This window comes from Pseudomonas sp. HLS-6 TE3448 (assembly GCF_053629555.1).
This window is the reverse complement of sequence record NZ_JBRJIO010000001.1, coordinates 3,822,927-3,843,753: the sequence shown is the minus strand read 5'-3', so window position 1 is coordinate 3,843,753 and position 20,827 is coordinate 3,822,927. Positions and strand designations below refer to the sequence as shown.

Sequence of the window (20,827 nt, the reverse complement as noted above, 5' to 3'; positions counted from 1 at the left end):
CGACCTGTGTGCGACAGCACACTCACTGAGTATGAAGGAGTCGACCATGCTTGAACTGCGCCCCAACTGTGAATGCTGTGGTACCGATCTGCCTGGCGACAGCCAGGACGCGTTCATCTGCTCCTTCGAATGCACTTATTGTCGAGACTGCAACAACAATGAATTGAAGGGCCTCTGCCCAAACTGTGGCGGTCAACTAACGGCCCGTCCGCCACGAGTTGGTGCAGCATTAGTGCGCAACCCTGCTTCGAAACAACGCATCGTCAAGGAAAGCGGCTGTCCAACCCGCTCGAGCAAGTAGCCTCTCAACTGCAGGACACACCGAAACGCGTCTTCATATGAGGCCGCGATTCCGGTTTTTCCAATAGCAGTTAGGCATGCTTCACCTTGATCGTAGGATTTTTCACTTAAACAACCTATATTTTTCTACGCTCCTATACTCTCCATACTCATTGGCTATTATTCTGCGTATCGTACGCTGCTTGCCGACAACGGCCTGGCGCGCCTTCCTGAGAGAATCAAGAAAAGGCCCACATTCACGACAAGGAGTTGCGCATGGCGAAGGTCTTAATCGTCGACGATCACCCCACTATTCGTATTGGCTTGAAGATGCTGCTGGAACAGCAGCGGCACCAGGTCCTGGGCGAGTGCGGCGACGGCGCAGAATCTATTCAGTTGGTTGAAAAGCTCAAACCCGACGTTGTCATTCTTGACCTTGGGCTGCCACGCCGTGATGGCCTGAGTGTGATCCAGCGTCTGCTGAAAGCGGATCAGCCGCCGCGCATTGTGGTGTACACCGGACAGGCAGCAGAGCTGTACGCCCGAAGGTGCCTGGATGCAGGTGCTTCCGCCTTTGTTCAAAAGGAAGAGACGGCCGACTCCCTGATGGCGGCCTTGAAAGCGGTTGTGTCCGGTTACTCCTACTTCCCTGACATGTCCTTGCGCGGCCCGATGAGCACTGAGAAGCAGCGCCTGGAAGAGTTGTCCGCTCAAGAAATGGTCGTGCTGCGCTTGCTCGCCAAAGGCCGCTCCAACAAAGATATCGCTGACGACATTCAGCTCAGCCCAAAGACCATCAGTACCTACAAAACCCGAATCATGGAGAAGCTACAGGTCAATTCGCTGGTCGAAATGGTCGATCTGGCCAACCGTAATATGCTATGAAGCGCCCGAGGCTGGCCCTTCTGGCCTGCTGTCTGGTATTGCTGACAGCCAGTCACACCTTCGCTGATAGCCAGGGCGAACCGCGCACGCTGCTCGCCCGCTCCTTGAGCAGCAGTAAACCCTTGTCGCTGTCGGAGGATGACCGTCAGTGGTTGAAAGACAAGCGCACGCTGGTATTGGGCACCTCGGCGCCGGACTACCCTCCGTTCGACATCAACCTCAGCCAGACCGACTATGAGGGCCTGACTGCCGATTACGCAGGCCTGCTCGGCGAGCAGTTGAAAATTCCGATTGAAGTGCAACGTTTCTCAAGCCGCCGTGAGGCCATCGCCGCCCTGGATGCAGGCCGCATCGACCTGCTGGGCAGCGCCAACGGCTATGAGGCGGCAGACACTACGCTGATCCTGAGTCAGCCGTATGCCGACGACCAGCCCATCATTGTCACCCCACTGGGCAAACCCCGCAGTGCAGAGGACCCACTGGCAAACGTGACATTGGCCATGGTGGACCACTACCTGCCAGAGGCCGAGGTTCGCCAGCTTTACCCTGCTGCCCGCTTGCAACTCTATAACTCGACCCTGAGCGCCCTTTCTGCCGTGGCCTTGGGCCAGGCCGAGGCCTATTTCGGTGATGTCGTCAGTTCTGACTATCTGATTGGCCGGTACTTTCAAGACAGCTTGCGGATCTCGCATTTTGTCAAAAATGATCGAAGCAGTTTTTCCTTCGCGCTGTCCCGCGACAATCAGACCTTGCTACGCCTGGTCAACCAGGCCCTGGGCAATATCGCTGACAGCGACCGCCTGAACGTACTGCGCCGCTGGAGCAGTGGTAACGCGAGCATCCTGCTCAACCGCGAAGCGTCATCGCTGAATGCGACTGAGCGTGCCTGGATTGAACAACACCCCATCGCACGGGTTGCAGTGAACAGCACCTACGCGCCGCTTACGTTCATGGATGACAACCAGCACTTTCGCGGTATCACCGTTGACTTGCTGGAGCAGATCACATTACGCACCGGCTTGAGGTTCGAATTTGTAGATGCTCCCTCGGTATCGGCAATCATCGAGCAGGTTGAACATGGCCAGGCTGACATAGCAGGGGCGCTGATGTATGGCCCGTCCCGGCAAGCCCGGCTCAATTTTACCCGCCCCTACCTGGCCAACCCCCAAGTGATTGTCACCAGCCTGCGCGAGGATGCACCGCAGAGCCTTGAGCAGCTCAAGGACCGACGCCTGGCGGTGGTGCGCGACTATGCGTTCAAGGACCAGTTGTTGAAGCAGCACCCGGATATTCAGTTGGTCGAGGCGCCCAATGCCATGGCGCTGATGGAGTACGTCGCTCAAGGCCGGGCAGATGCCGCCATCAGCACTCACTTGAATGCCGTCTACTTCACTCGCAGGTTGTTCAAGGACAGTCTGCGGATCTGTGCAACGCTGGGTGATACACCGGTTACCGCCGCCTTCGCCACCGCGCCCGATGCCACGGTTCTGCATTCGATTCTTAACAAGGCGCTGCTGAGCATCCCCCCGGACGAGATGGTCCAGTTGACCAACCGCTGGCGAACCAATGCACTGATCAGCAATGACCGTTGGCAGAACTACCGTGCACTGATCCTGCAGATTCTGATCGGCGCCGGCCTGGTGATTGGCGCCATTTTTTTCTGGAACCACTACCTGCGCAAACTGATTCGACAACGTACCGAGGCCGAACAGGCGCTGCAGGAACAGTTGGGTTTCAGCAAACGCTTGCTTAAAGAGTTACGTGAAGCCAAAGAACAGGCCGATTCAGCCAACAGGGCCAAAAGTACCTTTCTGGCAACCATGAGCCATGAGATCCGAACGCCGATGAACGCAGTCATCGGCCTGTTGGAGCTGGCCGTCATCGATGCCGAACAAGACCGCGCAGACCCCGCTTCACTGAAGGTTGCCTCTGATGCTGCCAATGGCCTGCTGGAACTGATCGGCGATATTCTTGACATCGCCCGGATCGAGTCAGGGCACATGACCCTGACACCTCAGCCGACCGACCTGCTGGCCGTGATTGACGCGACCGTGCGCATGCATGAAGGCAGTGCAAGGCTCAAGGGGCTGACGTTGCGATCCGACTTGCAAAGGCCCTTGCCCGGCCTGGTATTGATCGACCCCCTGCGTTTCCGGCAGGTACTGTCGAACCTGTTGAGCAATGCCATCAAGTTCACCGAACACGGCCATGTCACCGTCAGCCTGCGCGCTGACAGCACCTCTTCAGACCCGCACATGGACCTGCAGCTTGACGTGGAAGACACCGGTGTCGGCATCAGCCTCGAAGACCAGGCCCGCTTGTTCAGCCCCTTTGTGCAAGCCAGTCATCAGCGCTCCCAGCAAGGTACCGGGCTGGGGCTAGTGATCAGCCGCACACTGTGTGAACTCATGGGTGGGCGCCTGACGTTGCACAGCACACTTGGCCAAGGCACCCGGATCTGTATTGAGCTTTACCTGCCACGAATAGACCCCAGTAGCGTGGCAACCCTGCCAACCGAGGACGCGCCGCAGAACGGCATCAGTCCGAAGCTGAGCATTCTGGTCGTCGACGACTACCCCGCCAACCTGATGCTGCTTGAAAAGCAACTGAGCGTGCTGGGGCATGATGTCACCCTGGCGGATGACGGCAGCCGTGCGTTACAAGCATGGCAGAACCAGCGTTTCGATGTAGTTATCAGCGACTGCAACATGCCCATCATGGACGGGCATGAACTGACCCGGCGTATTCGCAGTGCAGAAGCCGAGAACAACCTGCCCCCCTGCTTGATCCTCGGCCTGACCGCCAATGCCCAAGCTGAAGAGCGAGAACGCTGCCTGGCCTCCGGCATGAATGACTGCCTGTTCAAACCCATCGGCCTGAACGAGTTGCGCCGCCAGTTGCAGACAGCCGGGGCCGGCCCTCAAGCCGATCCTGCACCTGCAAGTGGCCTTGGCCCTGTAGACAGCGCATCCAGCGCAGACAGCAGCGGCTTCGATATCGACAACCTGCGCTACCTGACACTGGGCGATCCGAAACTGATCACACGCCTGTTGGGGGAACTGGCAGAGAGCAACGCCAAAGACCTTGAGGCACTGCAGTCACTTGGCGCTTCTCCCACGCATCAGGATGTGCGTGCACTGGCGCATCGGATCAAAGGGGGGGCCAAAATGCTCAAGGCCCGCGGCGTCGTGCAGTGTTGTGAAGCCCTAGAGCAGGCCTGCGCCGGAAAACCCTCGCAACAGGAACTGCACGCCCTGATCCTGAAACTGGAAAAGAGCATGACCGACCTGGATGCGCATTTGAATCAACGCACCCCAACCCACTAGGCTCACTTCAGCATGAGTGTCGAGTTGATCTGACTGATTGCATCGACCACATGCTGCGAGCCTTGCTGGATCTCCAGAATCACCTCACCCGCCTCGTTTGCCAGCTCAACACCACGCCCGGTGCGAGACAGGCTCGACTGCATGCTCGCCACTGCGTTCAGCGACAGGTCTTGATTCTGCTGCACGACATCGACGATCTCCAACGTGGCCTTGCTGGTCCGTGAAGCCAGGCTACGTACCTCGTCGGCAACTACCGCGAATCCACGGCCATGATCGCCTGCACGCGCGGCTTCGATGGCCGCATTGAGTGCCAGCAGGTTGGTCTGGTCGGCGATACCGCCAATGGTCTGGACGATCTGCGCAATCAGTTTGGATTGCTGGCTGACGGCATCAAGGTTGCGCGCAGCCGCGTTGAGCTCTTCGGAGATCTCTTCGATCACGTGAACCGCCTGCTGGACGACCTGTGAACCTTTTCGCGCACAGGCATCGTTTTGCAATGAGGTCGCATGAGCGGCCTCCGCTGCAGACTGCTGGGTACTGACCTGGGCCGTGATGTCGCGGGCGAACTTGACCACTTTGTACAACCGTCCCTTGGTATCGAAGATCGGATTGTAGGACGCCTCCAGGTACACAACCTGCCCCCGTTTGTTGACCCGTTCAAAACGGTGCGAATGGTATTCGCCACGGTTCAGCGAGGCCCAGAACTCCCGGTAAGTTGCCGACTCGCGCTCACGTGGCAGGCAAAACAGGCCATGGTGCCGACCGACCACTTCGTCCAGACGATAACCCATGGTCGTGAGGAAGTTTTCGTTGGCATGGATCACCCTGCCTTCGGGGGTAAACTCGATGACCGCCATGGAGCGGCTGATAGCATTTATCAGGCTCTTGGCCTCGTGCTCCTGGGTCACCCGTTGGGTGACGTTCGAGGCCACCTTGATGATACGGGTCAGATGTCGGTCAGCGTCGAATACCGGCATATAGCTGGCTTCAAGCCAAACCTCCTGCCCGGCCTTGGTCAACCGCGCAAAGGTGCCGCTCAAGGGGTTGCCATGGGCCAGGTCACGCCAGAACTGGCGATAGGCTTCACTCTTGGCGAACGTTTCTTCGCAGAAGATACGGTGATGCTTGCCGCGTATTTCCTCAAGGGTGTAGCCCATAGTGAGGCAAAAGTTGTCGTTGGCCTCGAGTATCACCCCGTCCGGGCTGAACTCGATGATCGCCATGGATTGGCTGATAGCGGTCAACTTCCCGTTTGCATCAGCCAATGCCCGATTACACCGCTCGATTTCTGCAAGATCGGCCTTACGATGAGAATCAAACATGCCATTCAGCTCCTTGCCGTTTTTTGCCGAGCATAGATTACCCTTAGCCACTCGCAAGCAAAAAGCCATCACCCTGCATTCGTTCAGCACAGGCTCAGGTGCTTTCGCGAACAACCAGCTCGAAGCCCAGGTCCTGTGCCGATTGCACGCCTTTCTTGCCGTCCAGCACCGCCAGCAGTGCTTGCGCCGCGCAACGCCCGACAGCGGCGCGTGGTGTTCGTATCGAGGTCAACCGGGGTACCAGGTGAGCCGATGATGGCAAGTCGTTGAACCCCACCATCGCGACACGCTCTGGCACTGAAATCCCCTGGCGCAACGCTTGAAATATCGCACCCTGCGCCAGGTCGTCGTTACAGAAGAAAATCCCGTCGAGGTCAGGGTGTTGGGCAATCAATTGGCTGAACAGCTCACTGCCCAGGCCAATGGATGAGGGTTGTGGTGCCAGCAACTCCAGCTCCGGCGCTTGCAGCCCCGCTTCGGCCAACGCCTCTCGAAAACCTTCAGCCCGCTGCATGACACGAGGATCCAGCTGTGCGGCGATAAAGCCCAGCCTGCGTCGCCCCCGGGCCAACAGGTGTTGCGCGGCAGCGCGGCCAGCGTCGCGCTGGGAGAACCCTACCGAGATCACCCCTTCTGCGTTGCCAAGTTCCATCATGTGTACGCAGGGCACAGCACTGGCGCTCAACATCCGCTGCGCTGCCTCGGTGCGATCGAAGCCAGTCAGCAGAATGCCGCAGGGTTGATAGGCCAGGTAGTTGCGGATCAGGTTCTCCTCTTCGGCAAGGTCGTAGTGGTAGTTACCGATCAGTACCTCCAACCCGCGCGGGCGCATGACCTCATGGATCGCTTCGAGCGTGTCGATGAACAAGTGGTTGGACAACGACGGAATCAGCACGACCACCGACTGGCTTTGCGCCGAAGCCAACGCACGCGCAGCCGGGTTGGCGACATAGCCCAGTGTCGCCGCGGCCACCTGGACTTTTTCTACCAGCTCCGGGGCAACCGTACTGACACCGCGCAATGCGCGGGACGCTGTGATCGGGGAAACCCCGGAAAGCCTGGCCACTTCTGCCAGGGTGGGACGACCGGTAGTGCGGGAGCCGATTCGGGTCATGGGCCTGATATTTTTGTCTTGCAAAGAATGGGGAACGAGCACTAAGGTAGCGCTGTCTCATGCGTCAGGCAATGCAAAACTGCGTGCGTGCTGCAAGGAACACCCAGACTGCTAATACAAAATCAATAACATCTGGGCAGGTAGCGTCCGAGCCAATCTTTCTACCGGCAAAAGACAGCGCTATCTTGCTCTGCAGGAGGTACCGATGAACACTTCCCAGGCCGCGATAGTGGTAATGGGTGTAGCTGGATGCGGCAAGAGCCGCATTGGTTCAGCTATTGCCGAACGCAGTGGTGGGCACTTGATCGAAGGCGATGCCTTTCATCCAGCCGCCAACATCGAAAAAATGAGCGCAGGCATTCCACTCGACGACCACGACCGCGCCGGTTGGTTGATACGCCTGGCTGAAGAGCTGCAGGCTACGATCGCCGCGGGCGAGCGCCCTATTCTCACCTGCTCGGCCCTCAAGCAACGTTACCGGCAGACCTTGCGTGATGCCGTGCCGGCGTTGTGTTTCGTCTTCCTCGAATTGTCCCCTGAAGAAGCCACCCGGCGCGTCCGCGCCCGTCCGGGGCATTTCATGCCCGCCAGCCTGATCGACAGCCAGTTCGCAGCGCTTGAAGCCCCCCATGACGAGCCGCTGACACTAGTGCTGGATGCCACCTTGCCGGTCGATCAGTTGGCAACCAGGGTGGACCAATGGCTAAAGCCCTGCGGTGAGTCGGTACTGGCGCAAACAGCCTGACCACGGCTGATTTTTCGGTTCACCAAAGATAGCGCTATCTCAGGCATTTCAAGCACCACCCATACTGCCCAAAATAAAGACAATATGAGGCTCTGAACCATGTTCGGACTGGCAACTGACACGTACCTGCTATTGGACGCCCTGCTCACCATCATCGGCCTGGTGCTGCTGATTACCTACTTTAAAGTCCACCCCTTCGTCGCCCTGACACTGGCTGCCGGTTTCCTCGGCCTGACCTCCGGCATGCCGGTGGCCAAGGTGATGAAGTCATTTCAAGACGGTTTCGGCGGTGTGCTCGGTTTCGTCGGTATTGTCCTGGCACTGGGTACCATGCTCGGCAAACTGATGGCCGACTCTGGCGGGGCCGACCAGATCGCACAGACACTGATCCGTGCGTTCGGCAAACGGTACGTCCATTGGGCCATGATGTTCGCGGCCTTTCTGGTGGGCATTCCGCTGTTCTTCGAGATCGGTTTCGTCTTGCTCATCCCGCTGGTGTTCATCGTTGCCCGACGCTCCGGTGTGTCGCTGATCAAGATCGGCATCCCGCTGCTCGCCGGCCTGTCAGTGGTACACGGGTTGGTGCCGCCACATCCAGGTCCGCTGCTGGCGATTGGCATTTTCAATGCTGATATTGGCAAGACGATTTTCTACGGACTGATCGTTGCCCTGCCGACCGCCATCATCGCTGGCCCGCTGTATGGCAACTTCATCTCGCGTTATATCCCAGGCTCACCCTCACAGGCATTGATGGAGCAGATTGCGCGTGAGTCCGATCAGCAGAACCTGCCGAGCTTCAGCGTGACGCTGATGACCGTGCTGCTGCCGGTGTTCCTGATGCTGCTGAAAACCTTCGCCGACGTTGTGCTGCCCGCCGAGCATATCTTCCGCCAGTGGATGGACCTGATCGGACACCCGATCACCGCCCTGCTCGCCGCACTGTTGCTGGCGTTCTATACCTTTGGCTCAGCCCGCGGGTTCAACCGCCAGCAGATCATGAAACTGCTGGACCAAAGCCTGGCCCCTACTGCCGCCATCGTGCTGATCGTTGGCGCCGGTGGTGGCTTCAAGCAAATGCTGGTCGATACCGGTGTCGGCAATGTCATCGGGCAGATGGCCGTCCAGGCGCAGATTTCGCCGATCATGCTCGCGTGGCTGGTAGCGGCGGTGATTCGCATCGCCACAGGATCAGCGACAGTCGCAACCATCACAGGCGCCGGAATTGTTGCGCCGGTGATCGGGATGATTCCCGGAGTGAACCGCGAATTGCTAGTACTGGCCACCGGGGCTGGCTCGTTGATCCTGTCTCACGTCAACGATGCGGGGTTCTGGCTGGTGAAGCAGTACTTCAACATGACCGTAGCGCAGACGTTCAAGACCTGGAGCATGATGGAAACCATCCTCTCCGTGGTCGGCATCATCTTCATCATGCTGCTGTCGTGGGTGGTTTGATCAACGTGGCGCCGGTCAGCCCGGCGCCAGCTTTACATCAGAACGCAGCCTCAAAGATGGCTTCAATCTCGGCCTGGTTCGTGGCGTGTCCGTAGACATACACCGGACGGTTTCGTTTACCGAGCCGCTAGACCGCATTGCGACATAATTTCGGATAGCTTTTCGGAAACTCCCTACAGCGCATCTGAAACCCTTGGAATAGGATGTTCAGCTGATTAAAAGGAGTGGTAGGTATGGCGAACCACGATTATATGCCGATCACCGACAGGGCTAGAGAAGAAACAAACCGCACTGCTAACTTCTAGCGAATTTTACCGTTCGGCGAGTACCGTTCATGGGGATGTAACGAATGGGTCAGTTAAAGAATAATTGCAAGCCAAACAGCTGCGATTACTGGGCTGTAAGCAAGGCCGCTGGCAACTTGACTAATCAAGCCTGCACATTAGGCGCCCGCCACATTGAAGATGGCACATTGCGCTTGCAATTTACCCGCGAGGTATCTTACTACGCAAGAAGCATTGTTAATGATGTTGCACAGGGCAAAAAGAGCCCTGAACAAGGTCTGGCAGCTATAAAAAATGAACAGAGCAGCTTGCTGAGTCAGTCATGGGAGGCTGCAAAAAAAGGCGCCGGCACAATCGCCGGGGCAATGCAGATTATAACAGGCGCAGGGATATGCTATGGCTCAGCCGGTACGCTATGTCTCTTGGCGGGTGTGCCGATGATAGCCCATGGAGCAAACAACGTTTATGAAAACGGGCGCAATCTTTTAGACGATCGTACGGACACCGAAGGTCCAATCAGGAAGGGATATCACATAGCAGCAACAGCAGTTGGTTATGGTCATCTTGAAGGGAACATAGCCTATGGTTCGGCCGATTTAGGGCTGTCTGCATATGCCCTCGGTCGATACGTATTAAAGCCGGATGCCTGGCGCTTATTTAGATACATCAGGACAGACTATATGCGCTCCTATAACGGCATGGGCACTGGCGCGATGGCTTTTGAAGCGTATACCGACTTTCAGACAGTAAAGCAATCATTTCAAGAGCCTGGCAAATGATTTTGTGGTTCTTCCCTGTCTTAGCCATTTTCGGGATTAGTGCGGCCTACCTACTAAAGGTACACCTATCTGGCAGCGATTTAAGCTACGCCAAATTTTATTCCTGCCTGGTATTTAATGGCTTTTTTGTGATCCCTTACATAGAGATACTTCAAAATAATGACTTCCTGTTTCTGGGGCATCGACCAGAGATAACCTCAGAGCCCCCCTTTATTGGATGGATTGCGTTTATTTGTATATTCATTCATTTGTTTGCGCTCCCTGTTAAACGAAAAGTCAAATGGTGGTTTTCACGAGCCTAACCTCACTCGTAATAAATACCGGGCCACGCGGACATTTCAAGGTAGCGTTCTGGTTATCCGCCTGCAGGTCATGCGCAGGATTGCGCAGTGGTCGCAGTTCACTTCGTGCAACCGCTGCCAATGACCACAACGTGGCGCCGGGCTGACCGGCGCCAGCGTTACATCAGAACGCAGCCTTGAAGATGGCCTCAATCTCGGCCTGGTTCGCCGGACGTGGGTTGGTCAGGCCGCAGGCGTCTTTCAGCGCATTGGCCGCCAGCGTCGGGATATCCTCTTCGCGGGCACCGAGCACCGCCAGGCCAACCGGAATGTCGATAGCCCGTGCCAGGCTGACGATCCCGGCGATGGCCGCATCACTACCCTGCTCCGGGGTCAGGCCGTTGGTTTCGATACCCATGGCCGTGGCCACATCGCGCAAGCGCGTGGCACTGACGCTGGCGTTGAAGCGCTGTACATGAGGCAGCAGCACGGCATTACAGACGCCATGCGGCAAGTCATAGAAGCCACCCAACTGATGAGCCATCGCATGCACATACCCCAGCGAGGCATTGTTGAATGCCATGCCCGCCAGGAACTGCGCATAGGCCATGTTCTCGCGGGCCTTGAGGTCGGAGCCTTCGTTAACGGCCTGACGCAGGTTCTCGTTGATCAACGCTATCGCTTTCAGCGCGCAGGCATCGGTAATCGGCGTGGCTGCCGTCGACACATACGCCTCAATCGCATGGGTCAGCGCATCCATACCGGTTGCAGCGGTCAGTGACTTCGGCATAGCCACCATCAACGCCGGGTCGTTGACCGACAACAGCGGTGTCACGTTACGGTCGACAATGGCCATTTTTACGTGGCGGGCCTCGTCGGTGATGATGCAGAAACGAGTCATTTCACTGGCGGTGCCGGCGGTGGTGTTGATCGCAATCAGTGGCAATTGCGGCTTGGCTGAACGGTCGACACCTTCGTAGTCACGGATATGCCCGCCGTTGGTGGCACACAGCGCGATGCCCTTGGCACAGTCATGGGGCGAACCACCGCCCAATGAAATGACAAAGTCACAGCGCTCACGCTGCAGCAGGGCCAGCCCTTGCTCAACATTGGCGATGCTGGGGTTGGGTTTGGCACCGTCAAAAATGGCGGCATCGATGTCGCGCACCGCCAGCTGCTCGGAAATCCTGTCGGCAACACCGGCCTTGGCCAGGCCGCTATCGGTGACGATCAAGGCCTTGCGAAAACCGTAGCCGGCAATGGCATCCATTGCCTCTGCCAGGCAATCGATGCCCATGATGTTGACCGCTGGAATGAAAAACGTACTGCTCATGGTCCGATCCCTCATGCAATGTGCGATTGCACTCAGGATCTACCTGTAGGCTGAACGGCGTGTTGATCTGAGGCAACGCTGGGCTTAACCCAGAAACAACTGGTAGGCCGGATTATCCGTTTCGTCCCAGTAGCGATAGCCTATGGCGTCCAGCATCGCGGGTAACTCGGCACGCTCCTCTTCTGGCACTTCAAGAGCGGTAAATACCCGGGCCTCAGCCGCACCGTGGTTACGGTAGTGAAACAGGCTGATGTTCCAGCGCTTGCCCAGCCGTTCAAGGAACGCCAGCAAGGCGCCTGGGCGCTCTGGAAACTCAAAGCGCAGGACCCGTTCGTTGGCACTGGGGCCAGCATGGCCGCCAACCGTGTGACGAATGTGTAGCTTGGCCAGTTCGTTATCCGTCAGGTCGAGCACGCTGTAGCCCTGATCACGCAGGCTCGCCAACAACTGCGCACGAGGATCCCGCTGGGGGTGGGTTTGTACGCCCACGAACAGGCGAGCCTCCTTGCCGGGGTAATAGCGGTAATTGAATTCGGTGATCTGACGCTTGCCCAGTGCCTGGCAAAACGCCCTGAAGCTGCCCGGTTGTTCCGGGATGGTCACCGCGATGATCGCTTCACGTTGCTCCCCCAGTTCTGCGCGCTCGGCTACGTGACGCAGTCGGTCGAAGTTGACGTTGGCCCCCGAGTCGATGGCCACCAGCGTCTGCCCCTTCACACCGCGCGATGCCACATACCGCTTGATGCCGGCGACGGCCAATGCGCCCGATGGTTCGGTGATCGAACGGGTGTCATCGTAGATATCCTTGATCGCCGCGCAGATTTCATCGTTGCCAACAGTGATCACCTCATCCACGAAGTGACGGCACACGTCAAAACAATGCGCACCGATCTGCGCCACGGCCACACCGTCAGCGAAACTGCCGACCTGTGACAGTACCACCCGCTCCCCGGCCGCCATGGCCGCTTGCAGGCAGTTGGAGTCCGCCGGCTCGACACCAATGACCTTGACCTGCGGACGCAGGTACTTCACATACGCCGCGATCCCCGCGATCAACCCACCACCACCGACCGGCACAAAGATCGCATCCAGGTTGCCAGGCTGCTGACGAAGGATTTCCATGGCGACAGTGCCCTGCCCGGCAATGACGTCCGGGTCATCGAAGGGCGGCACAAAGGTCATGCCCTCGGTGTCGGCCAACGTCAGCGCATGAGCCAGGGCTTGAGGGAAGCTGTCACCGTGCAACACCACGTGGCCACCACGGGAGCGCACACCTTCGACCTTCAGTTCAGGGGTGGTGGTTGGCATTACGATGGTGGCGGTCATGGCCAACTCGCGGGCCGCCAAGGCAACGCCTTGAGCATGATTGCCTGCCGACGCAGTGACCACGCCACAGGCGCGCTGGGCGGCAGTCAAGGCACTCAGTCGGGTATACGCGCCACGGATCTTGAAGGAAAAGGTGGGCTGCAGGTCTTCACGCTTGAGCAACACCTCGTTGCCCAAGGCAGCCGATAGTGCACGGGCCGATTGCAGTGGTGTTTCAATGGCCAGGTCATACACCGGTGCGGCAAGAATCCTGCGCACATAGTCCGACAGCATCGTGGTCAAGACGGTGGGTACGCTGGGGCAAGCGGTAAGGCTGGTCATCGGTGACTCCTGGTTTTTTTCAAAGTGCCCAGGAGAGAGAGAAAGAACCCGCCTCCAGGGCGGGTTCGGTGCAAGTGCCAGCTAGCCCGCCAAAACGATAATGGCGGTAATAATGCTGTGCTGAGGCAAATGCGGGAGTAAAGTCATGAACAGGAAACTAGCTCAGGTATCCCCCCTACGTCAATGACTTGTGCCAGGCCTGCTACGCTGCTTGGCCTCAAGCGTCCGACCAAGCGATTGGACAAGCTTTCGGGCAACTGCTTGTATCTAACCTTTACAGGAAATGATTACCGTACAACTTTTAGCACGCGCAAGGAGGCTATGAGGAGCACGAACATGCCCTATAAAGTCATGATGGTTTTCGGCACACGCCCCGAAGCGATCAAGATGGCGCCGCTGGCGAGGGTATTGCGCCAATGGCCCGACATAGCGCTGAACATCTGCTCCAGCGGGCAACACCGGGAAATGCTCAATCACGTTCTGAAGGACTTCGGCCTGACCGTCGACATCGACCTTCAGGTCATGACCGACAACCAGAGCCTCAACGGATTATCCCAACAGTTGCTGGGTAAACTCGACCTTTACTACGAGCAGGTGAAACCGGATATCGTCCTTGTTCACGGCGACACCACCACCAGCTTCATCGCTGCGCTCTGCGCCTTCAACCGCCATATCCCGATTGCCCATGTCGAGGCCGGCCTGCGTACCGGAAACCTCAAGGCGCCCTGGCCCGAGGAAGCCAATCGTCGTCTGACCACGATCATCGCCGACCTGCATTTCCCCCCAACCAAGAAGGCCCGCGATAACCTGCTGCACGAAGGGATCGTGCTGGAGCAGATCGAAGTGACCGGCAATACAGTCATCGATGCCTTGCTGTGGATGCGCGAACACCTCAAGAGCAGCCACTGGAAACCGGCAACCGGCTCGCCACTGTCGGCCTTGCGCGATGACCAGCGCATGGTGCTGATCACTGGCCATCGCCGGGAAAACTTCGGGCATGGCTTTGAGCGTATCTGCCTGGCCATAGCCGAACTGGCCCTGCGTTACCCCGATGTTCAGTTCGTCTACCCGGTGCATCTTAATCCGCACGTCCAGAAGGCCGTCTATTCGGTGCTTTCGCATCAGCCGAACATCCTGTTGGTCGCACCTCAGGACTATCGACACTTTGTCTGGCTGATGGACCGCGCCTACCTGATCCTGAGCGATTCCGGAGGAATACAGGAAGAAGCACCGGCACTGGGCAAGCCACTGCTGGTGCTGCGCAAGGTAACAGAGCGCCCCTCGGTGCTGGAGGGTGGCACGGTATTGCTGGTGGGCACTCAGACCGAACGGATCGTCAAGGAAACCAGCCGCCTGCTTGAAGAGCCCGACCTCTACCACCACATGAGCCGGGTGCTCAGCCCTTACGGTGACGGGCATGCCAGCGAGCGCATTGCCGAACGACTGAGCCGCTGGCTCGAGGACAACGCCAACGGGCGAGAGATGCCATGAGCCTGGGCCTGGTCGACGCCCTGACCTACGTGCTGTTCGGCCTCAAGCTGCTGGCCATCGTACTGGCCAGCCTGATGTTCCTGCTCGGGCTCGACGATCTGTTCATCGACCTGATCTATTGGTTGCGCAAACTCGTACGACGCTTTCGCATCTATGACAAATATGCGCGCGCCGACGAGCGCCGCCTGTTCGAGGTACCGGAAAAACCGCTGGCAATCATGGTGCCGGCCTGGCACGAAGTGGGCGTCGTTGGCGAGATGGCGCGCCTGGCAGCCTCGACCCTCGATTACGAGAACTACCAGATTTTTGTCGGCACCTACCCCAACGACCCGCAAACCCAGGCCGATGTCGATGCGGTGTGCCTGCATTATCCCAACGTTCACAAAGTCATCTGTGCCCGCCCCGGTCCCACCAGCAAGGCCGACTGCCTGAACAACATCATCGACGCGATCCTGCGCTTCCAGCGCGATGCGAGGATCGAGTTCGCCGGTTTCATCCTGCATGACGCCGAGGATGTCATCTCGCCGATGGAGTTGCGGCTGTTCAACTACTTGCTGCCCGACAAGGACATGATTCAGATACCGGTCTACCCCTTCGCCCCCCAATGGCACGGGTTCACGGCGGGTCATTACGTCGATGAGTTCGCCGAAAACCATGGCAAGGATGTCATTGTCCGCGAAGCGCTCAGCGGCCAGGTTCCCAGCGCAGGTGTCGGTACCTGCTTCAGCCGCCGGGCTATCACGGCACTGCTTGAAGACGGCGACGGTATCGCATTCGATGTACAGAGCCTGACCGAAGACTACGACATCGGCTTCAGGCTCAAGCACAAAGGCATGAAGTGCATCTTTGCCCGCTATTCGATAAGCGACCCGCAACTGGCGCTCAAGCGCGAGTGGCATTGGGGCATGAGCCGTGAATTTGCCCAGGTTATCTGCGTGCGCGAACACTTCCCGCGTGACTGGCGAAACGCGATCCGCCAGAAGTCGCGCTGGATCGTGGGGATCGTCTTTCAGGGCACCAGCAACCTGGGCTGGAGCCGCATCGGGGCACTCAACTACTTCCTCTGGCGTGATCGCCGCGGGCTGTTTGCCTACCTGCTGAGCTTTCTGGTTAACCTGTTGTTCCTGGTGTTGCTGGCCATGTGGCTGGTGACGGTAATCGCGCCCGACGCCTGGCGCTTCCCGTCCATCCTGTCCGACAGCGCCCTGTTGTCGACACTGCTCTGGCTCAACGGCCTGCTGTTGATCAATCGTTTGCTTCAGCGCGGTTATTTCGTCACCCGTTACTACGGCATCATTGAGGGCCTGCTTTCGGCACCCCGAATGATGTGGAGCAATTTCGTCAATTTTTTCGCCAACCTGCGTGCCCTGCGCCAAGTCCTGGAGATGGGCGACTCGCGACGGGTCGCCTGGGACAAGACCACTCACGAGTTTCCGGCCCTGACCACCCCCATGCGCGAACCGTTGGGGCAGCGTTTGGTCGCCAAGGGGCTGATCAGTGAAGCACAACTGCAGGATGCCCTGACCAGCCCGGTACGCCGGCGCCTGGGGCGTGAGCTGCTATTGCGAGGGTTGATCGACAGCGAGCAGTTGGTCCAGGCACTTGCCGAGCAATTTGACATGGCGTGGGCGCCGCTCAACCCGTTCAACATTACCCCGGCGCTGATTGCCCAGTTGCCTCGTCGGCTGGCTATTCTTTATGCGGTGCTGCCGGTCGCTGAAGACGGCCCGACGCTGGTTCTGGCCAGCGAGGGGCCTGTCAGCCAGGTAGCGCTGGGTGTGATCAGTCGCCAGTTGAAACGTCCCGTACGCTGCCAACTGGCCCCCCAGGGGCGAGTCACCCTGGGATTGAGTTATCACTACCCAAGCCCTTGGCAACCGGAGGACACGCGGCAAATGCTCGCAGTGCTGGCCAAGCATCAGGACGACGCTGCGCTCCTTGAGCGGGTCAGCCATCACCAGGTCATGCTTGGCGCACTGCTGCAGGTGCGTGGCATCTTGCCAACCAGCTTGTTCAATCAGGTACTCATTGACTACAACCCGGAGCAGATGTCCATCGGCGAGCACCTGGTGGCGCGCGGTTTGATTACCGCCGAGGTTCTTAAGGAAACGCTGGCCGAGCAGGCCGCCGAGCTGCGGATCGCCTATCAGATGGCGCAGGAAGTGGCATGAAACGACGTCCACTGCTGATTGCTGCCAGCCTGCTGGTGGCGTGTATCAGTTCACAGACGCTCGCCGCGCCGCTCAGTAGTTTTGAGCGATTCCGCAGCTTCCCCTATATGGACCGCAGCTACCGCGAGGCGCGCAACAACAACTGGCAAGAGGTCGAGCGGTTGACCCGGTACCTGCTGGAGAAAGTGCCCAACAACGATGATGCACGCGCCCTTCTGATCGAGGCGCTTACCCGGCAACGACGCTACCGCGAGGCTGAACAGGTCGCCGAAGCCTTTGACGCCAGCGCAGATCACGCCGACGCCCTGCTGCAACTGCGCCTGACCTGGATTGAGCAAGACCCGCCCGGTAAAAGCCAGGTCGAGCGCTGGATCGCGGACAGTGACCTCACACAACGCATACGCTTATGGCAAGCCTATAGCCTGAGCCTGGCCAAATTCGGGGGCGCCCAACGGGCATTGGACTGGCTCGACCAACTGCCAGGCAAAGGTGATGATCGTCTGCTGCGCATGGCGCGCGCCAACTGGGCCGAGCAACTGCACAACAGTGAGCAAACCATCGCACAGCTCGCGCCTTTGGCCGCGCGCGGGCCGTTGCCTGAAGAACCGTGGCGGCGCCTGGCCAATGCCTACGTCCAGCGCCTGGACGAAACAGCACTGAGCGCACTGTTGGCCAAGCCGCCGTCTGCCGAAGCGGCACGCCAAATGCGCCTGGCAATGATCGACCGAGCCATCGCGCTGGATCAAAAAAACCTGGCGCTGCGCTGGCTGCAAGCATTACCCAAGCAGGACCTTGAGCAACCGCAACGGCGTCAGCAACTGAGGGAACTCGTCGAGCAAAGCGACCGCAGGGCCTTGGCCCAACGCCTGCCGGTCGAAGCAGTGGCGCATCCTCTCGATCGCCCGGGTGAAGCCATTGATGCCTGGGAGCGCCTTTACCACCTCAACGGTAGCCTGGAGGCGCTGGATCAGGCGACATACCTGCAACTCACACACCATCAGGATGACCGTGCACAACAACTGCTCGAACAGGCCTACGACCGTCGCCAAGGCGCCTGGCCACCGGTGTTACTGCAACGGTTAGGTGGTTTGTACAGCCGCGTCGACAGACCACTGGATGCAGGCCGTGCGAAAACCCTGATCCCGCAACTCGACAGCGCCAGCCGCGAGCAACTGCTGGCACGCTTGGCACAGAGTGGTCACTGCGAGGTCGTTCGCGCTGCGACTCCGCCAATACCTCGTGAAATCGGTGAGTTGCGTGCGCTGGGCCGCTGCGCGATGCCAGAACGCCCCGGCGAGGCCGTCGCCTATTACCAGGCGGCCGTACGCCGTGGCGACCCGGCCAGCCAAGTGCCATTGGCCTATGCACTGGACGCGGCGGGCGACGCCGAAGCCGCCTACAGGATCTGGCAGCAACTGCCCTCCGATCAGTGGACCGCCAATGCCCGACTCACCGCCGCCCGTAGCGCCTTGAACAGCAACCACACTCAAGAGGCCTGGGAGCATTGGCGTGCTGCGCCACACAGCAGCGCCGACGACTGGGCATTGGGCGCGGCCATTGCGCAACGCCGTGGCGCTTTCGCCGAAGCCATGGCCCTGCAACGCGAAGCCCTGCGCCATCAGCCGCGCGCCGATCACTACTATGCAGCCTCCGTGACCGCACAACACGCCAACGACCCGCAGCAGAGCCGTGAATGGCTGGCAGAAGCGGCACGGCTCGCCCCCGACAATCCGCGCTATCGCGCCGACTACGGCGTGCGACTGGCCGCCGCCGACACACCACAACTGCGCAGGCAATCGCTGCCCTACCTGATACAGGCCAGCCACGACTTTCCAGAAGACTACCGCATCGGCGAAACCCTGGCCTGGCGCTACGACGAGGTTGAAAACAGCGCGGCCGCCCGCCAGGAACTGCGCCGTATCATCGACCTGGAACAGAACATGGTGGACGACGGAACCGATGACACCCGCCTTGCCGCCCGTGTGTACCGGCAACGCCGCGCCCATCAAAGCCTTTCGCAACGCGACAGCATCAGCGTGGCCAGCACCTGGTCGCCGGCGGGCGTCTCGACCAACGACACCCTGCGCAGCAACAACCCGCAACGCCGTGCTGCCTCGCAAAACGTTCAGCTGGCCCTGTGGGACCATGCCCTGGGTGATGAGCCGAGCCGCAACGGCAGCACACTGTCGGTGTATGGCCGAGTGCTGTTCGGCGGCCAGGACCGCAGCCACTATGCCCAAAGCATGGGGACCGGGCTCGGCCTGCGCTACAAGCCCTTGGGCACCACCAACCTGAACCTGTACGCCGAGTTGTACCAGCAACGCCAGATCGACGATCAGCACTACAGCGGCCTCAGCCTCGGCCAACTGCTCAGCCCCGGCAAGGTCGCTGACAACTATGGCGACCTGCGCGGCAATGCCCAGAGCAGCAATGACCTGCTGATACGCGCGACTGCTTCGTTCCTTGATCAAGGTGACTACCGCAATGACTGGCGTGTCGAGGAGAACCACTGGAATGAACGGTTTCTCTATCTGGACGCTGCCTGGTGGACGCACGCTGGCGAACACCAGTGGACATCACGCTTCCAGCAGGGACATACCTGGAAACTGCCATCTACCCGCCCGCAAACACTGATGCCCTATGGTTTTCTGGCGTTTTCCAGCCAGGATCCCGGCAACGACTGGCGTCAGGACCTGCGCACCGGCCTCGGCCTGCGCTGGCAATGGTGGTTCGATGACGATCGCTACAACGCCTACCGAGGCCATCTGACAGTTCGCACCGAATACCAGCAGGCGCTGGGCGGCAATCTATATGAGCGGGCCAACGGCGTGCTCCTGGGCGTGGAGTTGAACTTCTGATGCGGCGATACGTACTGGGCGTGCTACTGCTGATACTGAGTGTTCTGGTCAATGCTGACGAACGTCTGTTTTACCAGCCGCTCAGCCGCGATGCGGCGCTGAGCCCGGCACAGTGGCGCACCCTCTGGCGCGAAACCGCAAACCAGGGCGTCCAGACCCTGATCGTGCAATGGAGCCGCTACGGCAGCGAGGACTTTGGCGGCGCCCAGGGTTGGCTCGCCAACAGCCTGCGCCTGGCCCATGAACAGGGCCTGCAATTGGTACTCGGGCTGCACATGGACGACGCCTACTACAGGCGTATCGACGAACTGGACGGCGCGGGCCTGATCGCCTACTGGAAAGCACAACTGGGCCAATCGCTGGCTCAGCAGCAATGGCTAAAGGACACCTGGGCGCTTCCGGTCAGCGGTTGGTACCTGCCCATGGAACTGGATGACCTGCACTTCCAACAGGCCGACCGCCGTGAGGCGCTGCACACGCTGCTGCAAGCCTTCCTGCGCGAAGCAGGTGGCCCCATGCACCTTAGTGTCTTCAGCACTGGCAAGCTGTCACCGAACGGACAAGCACAGTGGCTGGAGGCATTGGCCCGTCTCGGCCTGACGGTATGGTGGCAGGACGGCGCGGGGACCGGGCGCCTGCCTGAGTTCGTCCGCCAGCAGTATGCGGCAGCGCTCGCCTGCGAGATTGGCATCATCCGTGAAGCGTTTCGCCAAACCAGCACGGAAGGTCAACCGTTCAAGGCCACCCCCGCTCCACCGCAAACCACTACAAGCTGCCATCCGCAGGCCGTGTTTGAATTGCATTACCGGCCGTGGGCCAAGCACCTCCTGTCCGCGCCAGACGGTACCTGAGCCAGCTTC

Annotated in this window: 13 protein-coding genes and 2 pseudogenes; 10 read left to right on the top strand and 5 right to left on the bottom strand. The window is 59.3% G+C overall.

Translation table 11 applies throughout. From position 1 onward, the window contains the following. The first annotated feature begins 46 nt into the window (after nt 1–46). From AB7M23_RS17720 to AB7M23_RS17710, 3 genes are all read left to right on the top strand, one after another. On the top strand, nt 47–301 hold the full coding sequence (locus AB7M23_RS17720; RefSeq protein WP_454241527.1) for a DUF1272 domain-containing protein: 255 nt from the start codon (nt 47–49) through the stop codon (nt 299–301). A 254-nt stretch (nt 302–555) separates the two neighbouring features. After that, complete coding sequence (locus tag AB7M23_RS17715) at nt 556–1,164, top strand: response regulator (RefSeq protein ID WP_454241526.1); 609 nt, start codon at nt 556–558, stop codon at nt 1,162–1,164. Continuing rightward, complete coding sequence (locus AB7M23_RS17710) at nt 1,161–4,490, top strand: transporter substrate-binding domain-containing protein (RefSeq protein WP_454241525.1); 3,330 nt, start codon at nt 1,161–1,163, stop codon at nt 4,488–4,490. The genes AB7M23_RS17715 and AB7M23_RS17710 overlap by 4 nt, the downstream gene beginning before the upstream one ends. A 2-nt stretch (nt 4,491–4,492) precedes the next feature. Here AB7M23_RS17710 and AB7M23_RS17705 read toward each other — a convergent pair. The 3 genes and pseudogenes from AB7M23_RS17705 to gntR form a co-directional block, all read right to left on the bottom strand. Continuing rightward, nucleotides 4,493–4,915, bottom strand: a pseudogene (locus AB7M23_RS17705) (methyl-accepting chemotaxis protein); the annotation flags it as partial. Nucleotides 4,916–5,029: 114 nt separating this feature from the next. Then, nucleotides 5,030–5,713, bottom strand: a pseudogene (locus AB7M23_RS17700) (PAS domain-containing protein); the annotation flags it as partial. A gap of 193 nt (nt 5,714–5,906) precedes the next feature. After that, entirely contained in the window at nt 5,907–6,926 is a 1,020-nt protein-coding gene (gene gntR / locus AB7M23_RS17695; protein WP_454241524.1) for an HTH-type transcriptional regulator GntR, read from the bottom strand. Nucleotides 6,927–7,131: 205 nt separating this feature from the next. On the opposite strand from gntR, the gene AB7M23_RS17690 reads away from it, so the two are divergent. The 3 genes from AB7M23_RS17690 to AB7M23_RS17680 all read left to right on the top strand — a co-directional run bounded on the left by AB7M23_RS17690 (nt 7,132) and on the right by AB7M23_RS17680 (nt 10,186). After that, nucleotides 7,132–7,671 (top strand): gluconokinase, encoded by a 540-nt coding sequence (locus tag AB7M23_RS17690; protein WP_102052305.1) that lies wholly within the window; start codon nt 7,132–7,134, stop codon nt 7,669–7,671. A 99-nt stretch (nt 7,672–7,770) separates the two neighbouring features. Continuing rightward, a complete protein-coding gene (locus tag AB7M23_RS17685; RefSeq protein WP_102052304.1) occupies nt 7,771–9,123 on the top strand; it encodes a GntP family permease in 1,353 nt (450 codons plus the stop codon). 349 nt (nt 9,124–9,472) lie between these two features. After that, nucleotides 9,473–10,186, top strand: coding sequence for a DUF4225 domain-containing protein (locus AB7M23_RS17680; protein ID WP_454241523.1), 714 nt, complete (start codon nt 9,473–9,475; stop codon nt 10,184–10,186). Between the two features lie 465 nt (nt 10,187–10,651). On the opposite strand, the gene yiaY is transcribed toward AB7M23_RS17680, so the two are convergent. Further along, on the bottom strand, nt 10,652–11,800 hold the full coding sequence (gene yiaY / locus AB7M23_RS17675) for an L-threonine dehydrogenase (RefSeq protein ID WP_454241522.1): 1,149 nt from the start codon (nt 11,798–11,800) through the stop codon (nt 10,652–10,654). A gap of 84 nt (nt 11,801–11,884) precedes the next feature. Continuing rightward, nucleotides 11,885–13,447 (bottom strand): threonine ammonia-lyase, biosynthetic, encoded by a 1,563-nt coding sequence (gene ilvA, locus AB7M23_RS17670; RefSeq protein WP_454241521.1) that lies wholly within the window; start codon nt 13,445–13,447, stop codon nt 11,885–11,887. 336 nt (nt 13,448–13,783) lie between these two features. Here ilvA and wecB point away from each other — a divergent pair, with 336 nt between their 5' ends. From wecB to AB7M23_RS17650, 4 genes are read left to right on the top strand one after another with little or no spacing between them, the layout of a single operon-like run. After that, nucleotides 13,784–14,938, top strand: coding sequence for a non-hydrolyzing UDP-N-acetylglucosamine 2-epimerase (wecB, locus tag AB7M23_RS17665; RefSeq protein ID WP_454241520.1), 1,155 nt, complete (start codon nt 13,784–13,786; stop codon nt 14,936–14,938). Beyond that, the gene (gene nfrB, locus AB7M23_RS17660; RefSeq protein ID WP_454241519.1) at nt 14,935–17,109 is read left to right on the top strand and encodes a cyclic di-3',5'-guanylate-activated glycosyltransferase NfrB; all 2,175 of its coding nucleotides are present in this window, start codon (nt 14,935–14,937) and stop codon (nt 17,107–17,109) included. Before wecB ends, nfrB begins: the two co-directional genes overlap by 4 nt. Then, on the top strand, nt 17,106–19,967 hold the full coding sequence (locus AB7M23_RS17655; RefSeq protein ID WP_454241518.1) for an NfrA family protein: 2,862 nt from the start codon (nt 17,106–17,108) through the stop codon (nt 19,965–19,967). The genes nfrB and AB7M23_RS17655 overlap by 4 nt, the downstream gene beginning before the upstream one ends. Beyond that, nucleotides 19,967–20,818, top strand: a complete 852-nt coding sequence (locus AB7M23_RS17650) for a DUF4434 family protein (protein ID WP_454241517.1) — start codon at nt 19,967–19,969, stop codon at nt 20,816–20,818. The genes AB7M23_RS17655 and AB7M23_RS17650 overlap by 1 nt, the downstream gene beginning before the upstream one ends. Nucleotides 20,819–20,827 lie beyond the last annotated feature (9 nt).